This is a genomic window from Diaminobutyricimonas sp. LJ205, assembly GCF_009755725.1.
Classification (GTDB): domain Bacteria; phylum Actinomycetota; class Actinomycetes; order Actinomycetales; family Microbacteriaceae; genus Ruicaihuangia.
Window position 1 is genome coordinate 641,905 of the sequence record NZ_CP046619.1, and the last position, 13,887, is coordinate 655,791.

Consider the following 13,887-nt stretch of genomic DNA (forward strand, 5'->3'; position numbering starts at 1 on the left):
CCCGCGGCGGAGGATGAGCCCATGAGCCTTCCGATCGAGCAGTACGCGCTGGTCAGCGATTGCCACACCGGGGCGCTCATCGGCAGCGACGGCAGCATCGACTGGCTGTGCCTGCCGCGCTATGACTCCGCGTCAACGTTCGGTGCGCTGCTCGGCACCGAGGAGCATGGCCGGTGGCTGCTGAGACCGGATGACGCGCAGGCCTTCTTCGAGCGCCGTTATGTCGACCGGACCTTCGTTCTGGTCACCCGCTGGTTCACCGACACTGGTGAGGTGGAGGTCACCGACTTCATGCCGCATGGTGACAACCGGGCGGACATCGTGCGTCGGGTGCGCGGAGTGCGCGGCACCGTCCTGATGCGGCAGGAACTGCGCATCCGGTTCGGCTACGCGACCGCGATGCCCTGGGTGCGCCAGGTCGCGGACGATCACGGCACCGCCCTGATCGCCGTCGCCGGTCCGGATGCCGTGGTGCTGCGGGGGCCACGGCTTACCGCCACCGGGCACCAGCACTCCGGTACCTTCACGATATCCGCGGGCGAGACTGTTGACATCGAGCTGACCTGGTTCCCGTCGCACCTGCCCGACCCCGGCCCGGTCGACCTGGACCAGTCGCTGGCGCAGACCATCGACTGGTGGCAGAGCTGGGCGGACATGTACCAGCACGAGGGGCCGTACCAGAAGGAGGTCATCCGGTCGCTGCTGGTGCTGCGTGCGCTGACCCACGAGCAGACCGGCGGTATCGTCGCCGCGGTCACCACGAGTTTGCCCGAGCAGTTCGGCGGCCCGCGCAACTGGGACTACCGCTACGTCTGGTTACGGGACGCGGCGCTCACCCTGAGTGCTTTTCTTGGGCACTCCTATGTCAGCGAAGCCGAGAACTGGCGCAACTGGCTGCTGCGGGCGATCGCCGGTGATCCGAACGATGTGCAGATCATGTACGGACTCGCGGGGGAGCGGTACCTTGCCGAACGCGAGCTGACCAGCCTGCCCGGCTACCAGGGGTCGGCTCCGGTCAGGGTGGGCAACGCCGCGGTCAGCCAGTTCCAGCAGGATGTCGTCGGCGAGGTCATGATCGCCCTGCACGAGGCGCGGGAGGCGGGCGTGCAGGAGGATGTCTTCTCCTGGCCGCTGCAGCGGGCGTTGATCGGGTTCGTGGAGGAGAACTGTCACCGGCCGGACACCGGCATCTGGGAGGTTCGTGGGCCGGAGAGACACTTCACCCACTCCCGGGTGATGATGTGGGCGGCGCTGGATCGCGCCATCCGCGGCTCTCTCGAATTCGGACTTCCGGGCGCGGTCGATCGCTGGACCGATTTGCGCGATCGCCTCCGAGAGGAGATCGAGACGGACGGCTTCGACCAGAAACGCGGCTGCTACACCCAGTACTACGGGACCGACGCTGTCGATGCCTCGCTGCTGCAGCTCCCGCAGGTCGGGTACTGCGAAGCGGACGATCCGCGGATGCTGGGGACCGTCGCCGCGATCGAGAAAGACCTGCTCCGCAACGGCCTGCTCATGCGTTACCGACCGGACCCGGAGCTCGACGACTTCCCGCCGGGGGAGCACCCGTTCCTTGCCTGCTCGTTCTGGCTGGTCGAGCAGTATGCGCGGTCGGGGCGTCTGCAGGACGCGCGCGAACTCATGGACCGGCTGGTGGGGATCTGCAACGACGTCGGCCTGCTCGCCGAGGAGTACGACACCGTGAACAACCGGCACGCCGGCAACTATCCGCAGGCGCTGTCGCACCTTGCGCTGGTGCAGGCCGCGGACTGGATCGCGAAAGCGGAAGGCGCGCCCGGGAAGGCCCCAACCCGCGTCTGACGCACAACCGTCCGACGCGCTAGACTGGTGGGCTGCTCGGCACGGGGTCGGGCATTTCGTCTGGAGTGGGCCGTGGTCAAGGAACGTGGAGAGAAGGTCGTCGCGACCAACCGCAAGGCTCGCCACGATTACCTGATTGAGGACACCTACGAGGCCGGGATCGTGCTCAGCGGCACCGAGGTGAAGTCGCTGCGGCAGGGCCGCGCGTCACTGGTCGACGGTTACGCGTTCATCGAACGCGGCGAGGCCTGGCTGGATGCCGTGCATATCCCCGAGTACAACCAGGGCACCTGGAACAACCATGCCCCGCGTCGCAAGCGCAAGCTGCTGATGCACAAGCAGGAGATCCTGAAGATCGAGGCGAAGGTGAAGCAGGGCGGGTACACGCTCGTGCCGCTGAAGCTGTACTTCAACGACGGCCGAGCCAAGGTGGAACTGGCTGTCGCCAAGGGCAAGAAGGAATACGACAAGCGTCAGACGCTGCGCGAACGGCAGGACAAGCGCGAGGCCGACCGGGCAATGTCCTTGAGGCGGCACCTGGGCGAGTAGCCCTCAGCTCGCCACGAAGCGCGCGTCAACCTCCGCGATCACCTCGATGTCCTCGGGCCGGAACTGCAGTTCGCCGCCGGCGCCGGTCATTCGAAGCATGTCGGCCTCGAAGCGCGCCGTCGTGGCAAGGGTCTGGTCGCCGAGCATCCCCGGGTCGGCGATCGCGATCGCCCGCACCGATGCCAGGCCGATGCTCTGCGCGTACACACTGGCCTTGGCGACGGCATCCTTGACCGCACGGGAGCGCACCTCCGCGGTCACCGCGGTGCGACGGGCATCCGTCAGCGTCCAATCGATCGCACCGACCGTGACTCCATCGATCACCGCGACCCGTTCGATGAACCGGGCGAGGGCCTCGAAATCGTTGAACGTGGCGGAGAAGGCCATCGCGGCGTGGAACACCGGGTTCAGCCGGCGGCCCTCCTCACTCCACGGCCGGTGACTCCAGACGTGCACGCTGTCGCTGGTCCAGGCGGTGACCGGGCCGTGGGTGTGGTCGTGCAGGTCGGTGATCTCGTCGCGCACGAGGTCAGCGGCGACGGTGGTGCCTTCGAAGACCGAGTCCCGGTCGCTGCCCTCGAAGCTGACGCTGAGTTCGACGCGAGCGCGTTCGGGAGGGTAGGCAGATGAGAACCGGCCCTTCACGGTGATGATCGTTTCGGTCACGCGGTCCTCCTTGTGATGGAACGGGCATGGAAATCGAGCCGATCGTGTTCTACACTGTAGGGCCGTGCTCTTCTGGGCACGATCTTGGAAACTCAACAGCGTGTGACAACGACCCGCATGGGGATGATCGGTTTCGACATTGCCTGAATGACTGCGAGAAGCGGGTCGAGGATGCAGGGTTATCTCGTTAACGATCTCTGCAAAATATAAGTGCCAATTCAAAGCGCACTGACTTCTCCCTCGCTGCATAAGCGAGCCTGAAGTCCGTCAGCCCGTGGGTCCGTTCCCGCCCCGGTGCCTGGCGTCATTAAGGGAGCTTGCTGCGACATTACGCCTTGGGGTGCCGCGGGACTTTAACTAGGGCTGGGCTCGTCGACCTAGAGGCCTGCAGCAAAGGTCGGAGCCGAGTAGAACGTCTGAGCAGGCTACGCCCGTAGAAGGCGCAGGATTACAGCAGTGGACCGGGGTTCGATTCCCCGCATCTCCACCATCGTCGTTGTCACACGTTGTTTGAGTCTGTTCGAGGTATGCGTGCCCGTTCGGTACGTTCGTGCCTGCTCGAGCGAACACGGATGTACCGAGCGGGCACAGACGGCTTCCGCAGGCGTTCCTCGTCTACAGATCGGGCATATTTTCACCCGGTTGACATGGGAATACGCGAGCGTAACGTTGCCCCGGGCCTCAGCGGCGAGCGACGCCACGAGGCGTAGCAGGAGGCATCATGTCCAGGCGCATTCATCGCGGGTTGGTGGCCGCTGCCGCGGTCGCATTCGTATCCTTCGTCGCGGTCGGCCCCGCGGCCGCGGCCCCACCAGAGCGCTTTCTCGACCAGAGCGACGAAGTCATCGAGAACTTCTGCGGCGATCTCACCGTGCGCAGAGTTGTCGATATCGACGTGCGTGCCTCAGAGCAGGCACGGGGGTCCGAGGGATTGATCTACTTTGCCGAACACTTCCATGGCAGCGTCAGCTGGACCAACGTCGACAACGGGTTGACCCTCACCGACGTCTTCAGAGTTAACAGCAAAGACCTCAGGGTGACCGACAACGGCGACGGAACTCTGACGATCATTGCGTTCGCCACCGGCGGCGCAAAGACCTACGGGCCAGACGGGAAGCTGCTGTTCCGCGATCCGGGCCAGATCCGCTTCGAAGTGGTCGTCAACCATGCGGGTACCCCGACCGACCCGAGTGATGACATCTTCATCTCGGAACGCGTTGTGAAGGAGTCCACAGGTCTCAATGAGACCGAAGATCGTGATTTCTGCGACGACATTCACGAGTTCATCGGCTGACCGTAGCCACCGCGGAATCATCCGGGCCACATCGTAGGCTCGAATGATGGACCCGTACGATGCCTCAACCCGTTCCACGCCCAGCGGACGCCCGTCCGTGGCCGATACGAAGGCGGGCACGGCAATCGCAAGGGGCATTGCCGTCTTCCTCGCCGGAGTCGCGCTCGCCCTCTGGATCGTGTTCGGGCGGTTCCTGTTCGGCGTCGGCGGCGAGCTCACCCCGATCTACCTGCTGATCGGCATCGTGATCGTCTTTCTGTACGCGTTCATCGGCCAGGCGATGGCCCGCGCCGCGACGCGCGGCTACCTGACGAGACGGGCAACGCTGGTCACGCTGATCGCGGCGTGGGGTTGCGGCATCCTGCTCGGGCTGACGATCCCGGATGTCACCCCCGACGGTCTGCAGACGGTGATCTCCGGCACGGCCGAACCGTGGCGCGGCATCGCGATCGGTCTCGCCAACCCTGCGGGCATCATCACCGTCGCGCTCAGCATCGCGGCGCTGGTGCTGGCGAATCAGGATGCCCGCGGCCCCCGACCGTCGGATGACGAAACTCCCTAGAGGCGACCGAGGCCGATGCTTCTGGCCCATTGACATTGCGCGCGCCGATTCCATATTGTCGGTATATTCAAAATGCTTAATAGCATCGTGCTCTACTCACCAGCAACGGAGTTGAGATGGACATTGGCATCCTGCTACTGCGCCTGATTCTGGCCTTCATCCTTTTTGCGCACTCCACCCAGAAGTTGTTCGGCTGGTTCCAGGGGCCCGGTCTGCCGGGCGCGACCGCATTGTTCGAGAAGCTGGGCCAGCGGCCCGCCCGCCAGCTGGTCCTGTTCGCCTCCCTGTGTGAGGCGACTGCCGCTGCGTCGCTGCTGGTGGGTTTTCTAACGCCGCTGGGCGTTGCGATCGGTGTCGGGGCGATGCTGGTGGCGGGGATGACGCTCATCATGTTCGCTAAGACGTTCTGGAACGTGGCGGGCGGGGGCGAGTATCCCATCGTGCTGGCGGCGGCGATCGCAATCGTCGGTTTCACCGGGCCGGGCGCCTACTCGGCCGACGTGTTCCTGAACCTGCCATGGACCAATCTTGCTGCCGAGTGGCAGTTCCTCATCGGTGCCGGCGCGGTGCTGCTCGCCGTGCTGGCCGCCACCGGGCCACTGATGAATGCCCGGTCGCACCTCAGCACCAAGACCTCCACCTAACTATCGTCCAGTCGCTCAGTCGATCCTCGTTCACCTGGTAGAGGGCGCCGCCCGGCATCGGTTGCTCTCCCGGCGGTATTCGCGTGGGATCGCTTGACCGGCGTCGCCGGATCGCTTGACCGCCGTCGCAGGCAGAAAGATCCCTTCGTCCCTTTACGTACCTATTGACATGGGGAGCGGCAATTCGCTACACTCAATATATTCATTACGCTCAGTAGTTTTGGGCAACCCGAGACAACAATGGAGTTGCAATGGATGTTGGCATCCTGCTACTGCGCCTGATTCTGGCCTTCATCCTTTTTGCGCACTCCACCCAGAAGTTGTTCGGCTGGTTCCAGGGGCCCGGTCTGCCGGGCGCGACCGCATTGTTCGAGAAGCTGGGCCAGCGGCCCGCCCGCCAGCTGGTCCTGTTCGCCTCCCTGTGTGAGGCGACTGCCGCTGCGTCGCTGCTGGTGGGTTTTCTAACGCCGCTGGGCGTTGCGATCGGTGTCGGGGCGATGCTGGTGGCGGGGATGACGCTCATCATGTTCGCTAAGACGTTCTGGAACGTGGCGGGCGGGGGCGAGTATCCCATCGTGCTGGCGGCGGCGATCGCAATCGTCGGTTTCACCGGGCCGGGCGCCTACTCGGCCGACGTGTTCCTGAACCTGCCATGGACCAATCTTGCTGCCGAGTGGCAGTTCCTCATCGGTGCCGGCGCGGTGCTGCTCGCCGTGCTGGCCGCCACCGGGCCACTGATGAATGCCCGCTCGCACCTCGGCACCAAGGCGTCCTCGTAGCCATCCATTAATTCGGCCATTAGAGACGGGACCGGAAAATAGCGGATGGACCTCAATTTGATCGCCCAGCTCACCTTGAATGGGCTGAGCTTTGGCGCCTTGCTCTTCCTCGTTGCCAGCGGGTTCACGCTGGTGTTCGGGCTCATGCGAATTTCGAATCTCGCGCACGGCGGGTTCTACCTGATCGGGGCATACATCGCCGTGATCACGGTGGCGACGACAGGCAATTTCCTGCTCGGCGCCCTGGCCGGCGCGATTGCGAGCGCTGGGGTTGGACTGATAGTCGAGCGGGGCCTTCTTCGTCGACTGCGAGGCGAAGAGATGCCAGAGGTTCTCGTGACCATCGGTGTCGCGTTCGTGATCGCCGACCTTGTCCTGGCGACCTTCGGTGGGGACCCGAAATCCATTGGCCGCGCATCCCTCTGGCCCTCCGGAACTCTCGTTCTTGAAGGGTTCAGCTACCCGATCTACCGACTGTTCATCATTGCAGTGACGGTTGTCATCGGAGCGGCGATGCTCTACTTCCAGCGGCGGACTCGAGTCGGCGCGATCGTGCGGGCCGGGGTCGACAATCGCGAGATGGCGTCAGCCATCGGAATCAACATCGATCGCGTCTTCGCTGGCGTCTTCATCCTCGGGGCCGCACTCGCCGGCTTCGCGGGCGCGATCGGATCCGGACTGCTGAGCCACGTGCCTTCAACGGGCACGGAGATATTGCTGTTCGCGATGGTGGTGGTCATCGTGGGTGGTCTTGGCAGCGTCACGGGCGCGGCAGTCGGCGCGGCACTCATCGGGCTCATCGATGCGTTCGCGAAGGTCTGGCTGCCCGAGTTCTCGTACTTCACGGTCTTCGCCCCGATGGCCCTGGTCCTTGTGTTTCGACCGAATGGTCTATTCGGAGGGAAGGCATGACACGCACCCGTCTGGTGAAAGTCACGGCGATCCTGGTGGCGCTGACTGCGGCCATCGCCTTGCCATACGTGGTGGGCAATTACTACGTCACGCTCGCATCTCTCGTGCTGGCGACGGCCTTACTTGCGTCCAGTGTGAACATGCTCGCGGGCGATGGCGGGCTCTTCTCGCTGGGCCACGCAGGCATCGCAGCGGCAGCCGCGTACGGCATGGCCTGGGCGTCGCGGCAGGGGTTCGACTTCGCGCTCCAACTGCTGATCGCCGCTGCATTGACCGTGTTCGCGAGCGTCATCTATGCGCTGATCTCGATGCGAACAGGCGGCGTCTTTTTCCTCATGGTCACGCTGGCCGCCGGAATGGTGTGTTACGGCATGGCCTATCGGTGGTCATCGGTGACCGGAGGGGCCAACGGCTTATCTGGGATTCGGCGACCCGAGCAATTCTCTGAGTACTGGCAGTACTACTTCCTGGTTCTCGTCGTCTATGGGCTCGTTGTCGCCGCGCTGATGGTGTACTCGCGTTCACCGTTCGCGCTGACGATTCGCGGCATCCGTGAGAGCCCGAGCCGAATGCGAAGCCTCGGGTACAACGTCGTGGCGTACAAGTTCACGGCGATCTTGCTGTCAGGCCTGGTGGCCGGTCTCGCAGGAGTTCTGCTCGTGTGGCAGGCCGAGTTCATCAGCCCGTCCTTCTCGGGATTCGAGGCGTCGGCGCTGGCGTTGGTCATGGTCATCCTCGGCGGCACTGGGACCGCTTTTGGGCCCCTGGTCGGTGCAGTCATCGTCGTGCTGACCCAGCAGGTCCTTAGTACATACGTGGATCGTTGGCCAACGGTGCTTGGTCTGCTGTTCATCGTGACGCTCATGGTGGCACGTCAGGGGATCCTAGGCACGCTCAGCGCACGCAGACGTCGTCGACCGCAGCGGTCGATGCCGAAGTTAGCCCCGCAAACAGGAGGGAAATAAGAGTATGCAATCATCCATTCGTCGACGGAGACGCCTGGTTTCTGTTGCCACAGCAGCCGCAGTCGCTCTCGTCATTGCTGGCTGTGCGCCCGCTGGTTCTTCATCGAACAACGAGCAGGACCCGGCGACCGGGCAGACGTTCAAGGTGGGTGTGCTCGCCTCGCTCACCGGCTTCGCCTCCGCGCTTGGGGTGGACCTTGAGCGCGGCTGGAATCTCTACTGGGAAGAGAACGGCAACACGGCAGGCAACTTCACGGTCGAGACGGTCGTGGAAGACGACGCGAGCAGTGTCGACACCGCGATCAGCAAGACGACCCGACTGGTCAATGACGAGCAAGTGGATGTCGTCGTCGGACCGGTGCTGGCGAGCCAGGCCCTCGCCGTCGCCGACTTTCTCGAGCAGGAGGGCGTTGCGAACATCTCCCAGTCCTCGGCGGACGACTTGACACAGCGCGAGTCCAGCCCGCTCCTGCTGCGAGTCGGGGCGTACGGCGGAAGTCAGGCCACGTTCCCCGGTGGGCAGTGGGCGTACGAAGAAGGACACCGCACGGCCGCAACCCTGTGCGCCGACTACGGGTTCGGTTGGGAAGGCTGCGGTGGATTTGTCACAGCGTTCACCGAGGCTGGTGGTGCCGTGACCGACCAGCTCTGGTATCCAGCCGATGCCAGCGACCTGAGCTCGTACGTGACGCAGTTGATGAACATGGATGTCGATCTCATCTTCGTCGCGAACTCCGGAGGAACGGACAGCTCCAACTTCCTTCGCTCCGCGGCTGACTTCGGACTCCTGGATCGCACGCCGGTGTTGTCGAACTGCTGCACGACCGATCAGGCGATCTTGGAGGATGTCGGGGATATCGCCCTCGGGATCAACTCGGTGAGCTTCTTCGCGGAGAGCGCTCCTCAAGCCGAAGAATTTGTCGCGCTGTATGAGGAACGCTACGGCGTCATCCCGTCGAGCTACGCACTTGGTGCCTACGCCACGGCCGAGTTGATCGCGACGGCCCTGGCCAGCGCCGACTCGAAGCTTGAGGGCGAGGAGCTGATCGCCGCCATCACAGCCGGCGATGTCACGGGAACACCGTGGGGCGACATCAGCTTCGATGAGTACAACAACATCACCGGACCGATCATGATCCGGACGGTCGAGGAGCGCGCTGACGGCAAGCTGTGGAACGCGGTCGTGAAGCAGTATGACGATGTAAGCCAGTTCTGGCACTTCGATCCGAAGGAGTTCTTGAAGAACCCTCCGTATTCCCCCACCTATACCGGCCGATGATCGCTGCCTCAACGGGGACACCTCCTCTCCCCGCGGGGGGAGGAGGTGTCGGCAGCATCCTTGAACTCGAAGGTGTGACGAAACGCTTCGGAGGTATCGCCGCGGTCAACGGGGTCTCCTTCGCCCTGCCGCCCGGTGGACGAATGGCGGTAATCGGGCCGAATGGTGCAGGGAAGTCCACCCTGTTCCGTTTGATCGCGGGTGAGTACGCGCCCACCTCCGGCCGCGTTCTCCTCTTCGGCGAAGACGCGACACACCTCAGCGAGCGGACGCGCGCAAATCGCGGCGTGTCCCGTACGTTCCAGGTGTCGAATCTCTTCGCGGAGCTGAGCGTCGAAGACAACGTTCGTGTTGCAGTCCAGGCCGCCTCCGGTGAGAGTCAACGATTCTGGCGTCCGGTGCGACGCGGCGTCGGCGAGGTTGGAAAGCGGGTTGACGCCGCCTTGAGTCAGGTGGGTCTCCGTGCCCGCTCGCAGCGTTTGGTGAAGGAACTCTCACACGGTGAGCATCGGCAGCTGGAAATCGCGATGGCTCTCGTGAGGCAGCCCAAACTGCTGCTTTTGGACGAACCGGCCGCGGGTCTTTCCGCGAACGAACGAGGGATGCTACGGCAGCTGCTAGCGGACATCGCTGACGATGTCAGCTTCGTGCTGATCGAGCACGACATGTCACTCGCGCTCGAGTTGGTCGACCGCGTTCTTTGCCTCGACAACGGATCGCCGATCGCCTACGCCGATCCTGACGGTATCCGCGCGGACCCAACGGTTCAAGCGGTGTATCTCGGCAGAAGGAGGTAGTGATGCTCAAGATCAGCGACCTCCACGTCGGCTACGGGAAAGCGCAAGTCTTGACCGGGATCGAACTTGAGATTGCCCGCGGTGAATCCGTGGCGCTCATGGGACGAAACGGAATGGGCAAGACGACCCTGATTCGCGCAATCAGCGGCCTCAGGCCGCCCGAGGTCAGCAGCGGTCGAATTGAGCTCGACGGTAAGAATTTGCTCGCGCTGAGTCCGCATGCGATCGCTCGGGCAGGAGTCGGCCTGGTTCCTCAGGGCAGGCACGTGTTCGGCAGCCTGACCGTGCTGGAGAACCTGTCGATCGTGCCCGGTTCGCGCGAGCGCGATGAGTGGACCATCGAGCGGGTGTTCGATTTCTTCCCGCGTCTTCGAGAGCGTTCGAAGATGTACGCGGCAACACTGTCCGGGGGAGAACAGCAGATGCTCGCGATCGGACGGGCGCTCTTGACCGGACCCCAGCTCCTGCTCATGGACGAGCCGTCCGAAGGATTGGCACCGGCAGTGCTCGACACGATCGAGGATCGTCTGCAGGAACTTCGACGGTCGGGACTCTCCGTGCTTGTCGCAGAGCAGAACGTCGACTTCGCTCTCAGCCTGAGCGACCGAGTCGTCATTCTTGGCGAGGACGGGAAGGTTGCCTGGGACGGGACGCCCTCAGTGCTCGCCTCGGACGCGTCGCCGATCCACGAGCACCTCGGACTTTGATCACGCCCTCGCATTAAAGCTATTCAATCTATTAGAATGATGGGTATCGCACGGAGTGCGATGCGCCATTGAAGCGACATTGACGTCGGAAGAGATGAGGCAATAATGAGGCCACTTGTTCAGCGGTTGGGGTACGTCGCGGTTGACGCAACTGATCCCGTTCGTCTTGCTGAAGACACCGCAAATATCGTGGGAGCGCGAGTCGTCGGACGAGACGGTGGAAGAATCCTGATGTCGTCCAACCGGCGGCACGCTGAGCTCGTGATTCACGAGGGAGCGAGTGACTCCTACCGGAGTTGCGGGCTTGAAGCGGTGAGTGAGTCGGCCGTCGATGAGGTCGCTGAGCGATGCAAGCGGGCCGGCATCGAGGTGCTCTCTCGCACGCCATCCCTGGCTGCGATCGACAAGTCGGTCACGTTCCAGACCTCGGAAGGCCTCGTTTTCGAAGTGCACACACCGATGCCGGAAGATCGTGCCTCGAAATATCACGGCCCGGGGGTTCGGCCGAAGACCCTCGACCACATCAACTTCACAGCCGTGGACCCCGAGCAGTGGTCCAAGGAGATGGCGGACTCGTGCGGCTTCCTGCTGAGCGAGCGGACGACCGGTTTCGAGATCTCGTGGATGCGCGCCGCTGACCGGCGGCACCACACCGTGGCCGCCGTCAAGAGTCACGCGGGCGGGGTCCATCACCTCAGCTGGGAGTTCAATAGCTTCCAAGACATGAAGACGATCAGCGACAGTCTCATCCCGGAGGAGCGCCGCCTCATTTGGGGTCCGGGTCGTCATGGGGCTGGAGACAACCTCTTCCTCTACTTCCGCGACAGCGCAGACTTCCTGGTCGAGTGCATCGCCGAGATGGAACTCATGCAGGACGACGCGCCTGTTCGGATTTCGGACCCGGGAGAGGGCCTGTCCAACTGGAAGGTCGTGAACCAGTGGGGTGCGCTGCCCCCGATCGAATGGGTCGAGTCGTTCACGCCGATCAGCGCGGCGGCAGGAAACCCTGGCGATCCCACGCATGCCGCTGCAGCGGTCACGCTCTAGAGAAACACACACTGACACACCGAAGCGTTACGAAAGGGATCCTGATTATGCCTCGAACGGTCATGAATCCAGAGAGCGTGCATTCCGCTCCGGGCTACAGCCACATTGCGGTCGCGGAGGGGGAGAAGCTCGTGTTCTTTGCCGGGCAGGTGTCTCTCGACGACGACCTGAATATCGTCGGGGAGGATGATCTGAGGCTTCAGGTGATCACGGCGATGAGCAATCTTGCGAAGGTGATGGAGGCCGCGGGTGCGAGCTGGGATGACATCGTTCGCCGGACCGTGTACACGACGCAACCATTTGAACTGGCGGCAATCGGTGAATCGATTGCTCAGGTGACGGGTGATGCGGCCGATCCGCCGCAGACGATCGTGGGAGTGACCGGACTCGCGCTCCCTGGGCTGCTCGTGGAGATCGAATGCACCGCTTCGCTGCGTTCGTCGACACTATAGGACGGCGCGACGATGGCAACCGACCCGCGACGCGAAGGAGCGCACGCATTGACGCCACATGACTTCGAGAGCCGGCTCGTACGCGATCCGGAGCTGCTCGCACAGATGAGCGGCTACAACCAGGCATGGGATGTCGCGCCTTCGGTGGCGCTGCGCCCTCACGGCGACGGCGATGTCGCTGCCGCGATCGACTACGCGAGTGAGCGCGGACTCGGAGTCGCAGTTCAGTCGACCGGTCACGGGCGGGTGGATGCAACGACGGATGCGTTCTTGCTCGATACCAGCGGCCTGCGCTCACTCGAGGTCGACCCCGATCAGCGCACGGCGCGTGTCGATGCGGGTGTCCGGTGGACGGAGGTCATCGAGTCGGCAGCCCGTTTCGGGCTCGCGCCCCCGTCAGGTTCGTACCCCGGCGTCGGCGTCATGGGTTACAGCCTGGGCGGAGGTCTTGGACCACTCGGCCGCAAGTATGGATACGCCGCGGATCACGTGCGCGAAGTGACCGTGGTGGCTGCCGACGGGCAGACCTACGTCGCAAGCCCGACTCGCAATCCCGAGCTCTTCTGGGGCATCCGCGGCGGAAAGGGGAACTTCGGCATCGTCACCTCCATGGTGATGGATCTGCTCCCCGTCTCGGAGCTGTTCGGTGGCGGCATCTACTTTGCCGGAGATGCGACCGCAGACATTCTTCACAACTACTTCCCCTGGGCGCAGTCCCTCCCTGAGGAGGCGACCAGCTCAATCGCTCTGATTCGGATGCCGGATGTGCCGGAGGTGCCCGAGGCGATCCGCGGCAAGTTCGTGGTACATCTAAGGATGGCTCACCTGGGTAGCGCGGACGAAGGGGCTGCGTTGCTCGCCCCTATGCGCCGGCTGGGGCCGACGTTGCTGGAGAACATGCGCACGATGCCCTACACGGATGTCGCCAGCATCCACAACGACCCGCCCGAGCCGACTCCGTTCTGGGATCGTAGCGCCTTGCTTCGGGATGTCACCGATGAAGCCATCGACCGGTTGGTCGAGGTCGCTGGGCCGAGCGCGGATCTTCCGTTGGCGATGGTCGAGGTGCGCCACCTCGGCGGAGCGCTTGCGCGACAGCCTGAGACGCCGAACGCAGTAGGCGGGCGCGATGCCGAGTTCAACATGCTGATGCTCGGAGTGTCGACAGAGAGCGGTTTCTCCACCGTCAAGGACGCTGGTGCTGCGGTTGTCGGCGCCGTCCAGGATTCCTGGACCGGGAATTCAATCCTGAATTTCCTTGGGCCCGACCAGACACCCGACCAAATTGCACGAGCATTCAAAGCGGATGACTACGTCCGTCTACAGGAGCTGAAGAAGCACTGGGACCCGGACAACCTGTTCCGGTTCGGGCACGTTATCCCGACCGCCGACATTCGGATCGGGTGACCT

At 63.6% G+C, this 13,887-nt stretch carries 15 protein-coding genes and 1 other RNA gene; 15 read left to right on the plus strand and 1 reads right to left on the minus strand.

The genetic code is table 11. The features are described 5' to 3' along the window. The first annotated feature begins 21 nt into the window (after positions 1–21). Both GO591_RS03110 and smpB read left to right on the plus strand, forming a co-directional pair. On the plus strand, positions 22–1,824 hold the full coding sequence (locus tag GO591_RS03110) for a glycoside hydrolase family 15 protein (RefSeq protein WP_157155471.1): 1,803 nt from the start codon (positions 22–24) through the stop codon (positions 1,822–1,824). 72 nt (positions 1,825–1,896) lie between these two features. After that, positions 1,897–2,373 (plus strand): SsrA-binding protein SmpB, encoded by a 477-nt coding sequence (smpB, locus tag GO591_RS03115; protein WP_157155472.1) that lies wholly within the window; start codon positions 1,897–1,899, stop codon positions 2,371–2,373. Between the two features lie 3 nt (positions 2,374–2,376). Here smpB and GO591_RS03120 read toward each other — a convergent pair whose 3' ends face one another. Beyond that, positions 2,377–3,039, minus strand: coding sequence for an SIMPL domain-containing protein (locus GO591_RS03120; RefSeq protein ID WP_157155473.1), 663 nt, complete (start codon positions 3,037–3,039; stop codon positions 2,377–2,379). Between the two features lie 119 nt (positions 3,040–3,158). On the opposite strand from GO591_RS03120, the gene ssrA reads away from it, so the two are divergent. The 13 genes from ssrA (at position 3,159) to GO591_RS03185 (ending at position 13,884) form a co-directional block, all read left to right on the plus strand. After that, positions 3,159–3,529: a transfer-messenger RNA gene (gene ssrA, locus GO591_RS03125) on the plus strand. Positions 3,530–3,787: 258 nt separating this feature from the next. Continuing rightward, positions 3,788–4,333, plus strand: a complete 546-nt coding sequence (locus tag GO591_RS03130; RefSeq protein ID WP_157155474.1) for a hypothetical protein — start codon at positions 3,788–3,790, stop codon at positions 4,331–4,333. 46 nt (positions 4,334–4,379) lie between these two features. After that, complete coding sequence (locus GO591_RS03135) at positions 4,380–4,895, plus strand: hypothetical protein (RefSeq protein ID WP_198295536.1); 516 nt, start codon at positions 4,380–4,382, stop codon at positions 4,893–4,895. A 116-nt stretch (positions 4,896–5,011) separates the two neighbouring features. Then, positions 5,012–5,539 carry a DoxX family protein gene (locus GO591_RS03140; protein ID WP_157155475.1) on the plus strand — a complete coding sequence of 176 codons (528 nt, stop codon included), beginning with the start codon at positions 5,012–5,014 and terminating at the stop codon, positions 5,537–5,539. Between the two features lie 251 nt (positions 5,540–5,790). Further along, a complete protein-coding gene (locus GO591_RS03145; protein ID WP_157155476.1) occupies positions 5,791–6,318 on the plus strand; it encodes a DoxX family protein in 528 nt (175 codons plus the stop codon). 45 nt (positions 6,319–6,363) lie between these two features. Then, complete coding sequence (locus GO591_RS03150; RefSeq protein ID WP_157155477.1) at positions 6,364–7,230, plus strand: branched-chain amino acid ABC transporter permease; 867 nt, start codon at positions 6,364–6,366, stop codon at positions 7,228–7,230. Further along, positions 7,227–8,195 carry a branched-chain amino acid ABC transporter permease gene (locus GO591_RS03155; protein ID WP_157155478.1) on the plus strand — a complete coding sequence of 323 codons (969 nt, stop codon included), beginning with the start codon at positions 7,227–7,229 and terminating at the stop codon, positions 8,193–8,195. Before GO591_RS03150 ends, GO591_RS03155 begins: the two co-directional genes overlap by 4 nt. Before the next feature lie 4 nt (positions 8,196–8,199). Then, positions 8,200–9,474, plus strand: a complete 1,275-nt coding sequence (locus GO591_RS03160; protein WP_157155479.1) for an ABC transporter substrate-binding protein — start codon at positions 8,200–8,202, stop codon at positions 9,472–9,474. Next, positions 9,471–10,271 carry an ABC transporter ATP-binding protein gene (locus tag GO591_RS03165; protein WP_157155480.1) on the plus strand — a complete coding sequence of 267 codons (801 nt, stop codon included), beginning with the start codon at positions 9,471–9,473 and terminating at the stop codon, positions 10,269–10,271. The genes GO591_RS03160 and GO591_RS03165 overlap by 4 nt, the downstream gene beginning before the upstream one ends. 2 nt (positions 10,272–10,273) lie before the next feature. Next, the gene (locus GO591_RS03170) at positions 10,274–10,978 is read left to right on the plus strand and encodes an ABC transporter ATP-binding protein (protein ID WP_157155481.1); all 705 of its coding nucleotides are present in this window, start codon (positions 10,274–10,276) and stop codon (positions 10,976–10,978) included. A 231-nt stretch (positions 10,979–11,209) separates the two neighbouring features. Continuing rightward, the gene (locus GO591_RS03175; RefSeq protein ID WP_157155482.1) at positions 11,210–12,025 is read left to right on the plus strand and encodes a VOC family protein; all 816 of its coding nucleotides are present in this window, start codon (positions 11,210–11,212) and stop codon (positions 12,023–12,025) included. Between the two features lie 47 nt (positions 12,026–12,072). Next, a complete protein-coding gene (locus tag GO591_RS03180) occupies positions 12,073–12,477 on the plus strand; it encodes a RidA family protein (protein ID WP_157155483.1) in 405 nt (134 codons plus the stop codon). Between the two features lie 48 nt (positions 12,478–12,525). Beyond that, positions 12,526–13,884, plus strand: a complete 1,359-nt coding sequence (locus tag GO591_RS03185) for an FAD-binding oxidoreductase (RefSeq protein ID WP_157155484.1) — start codon at positions 12,526–12,528, stop codon at positions 13,882–13,884. The last annotated feature ends 3 nt before the right edge of the window (positions 13,885–13,887 follow it).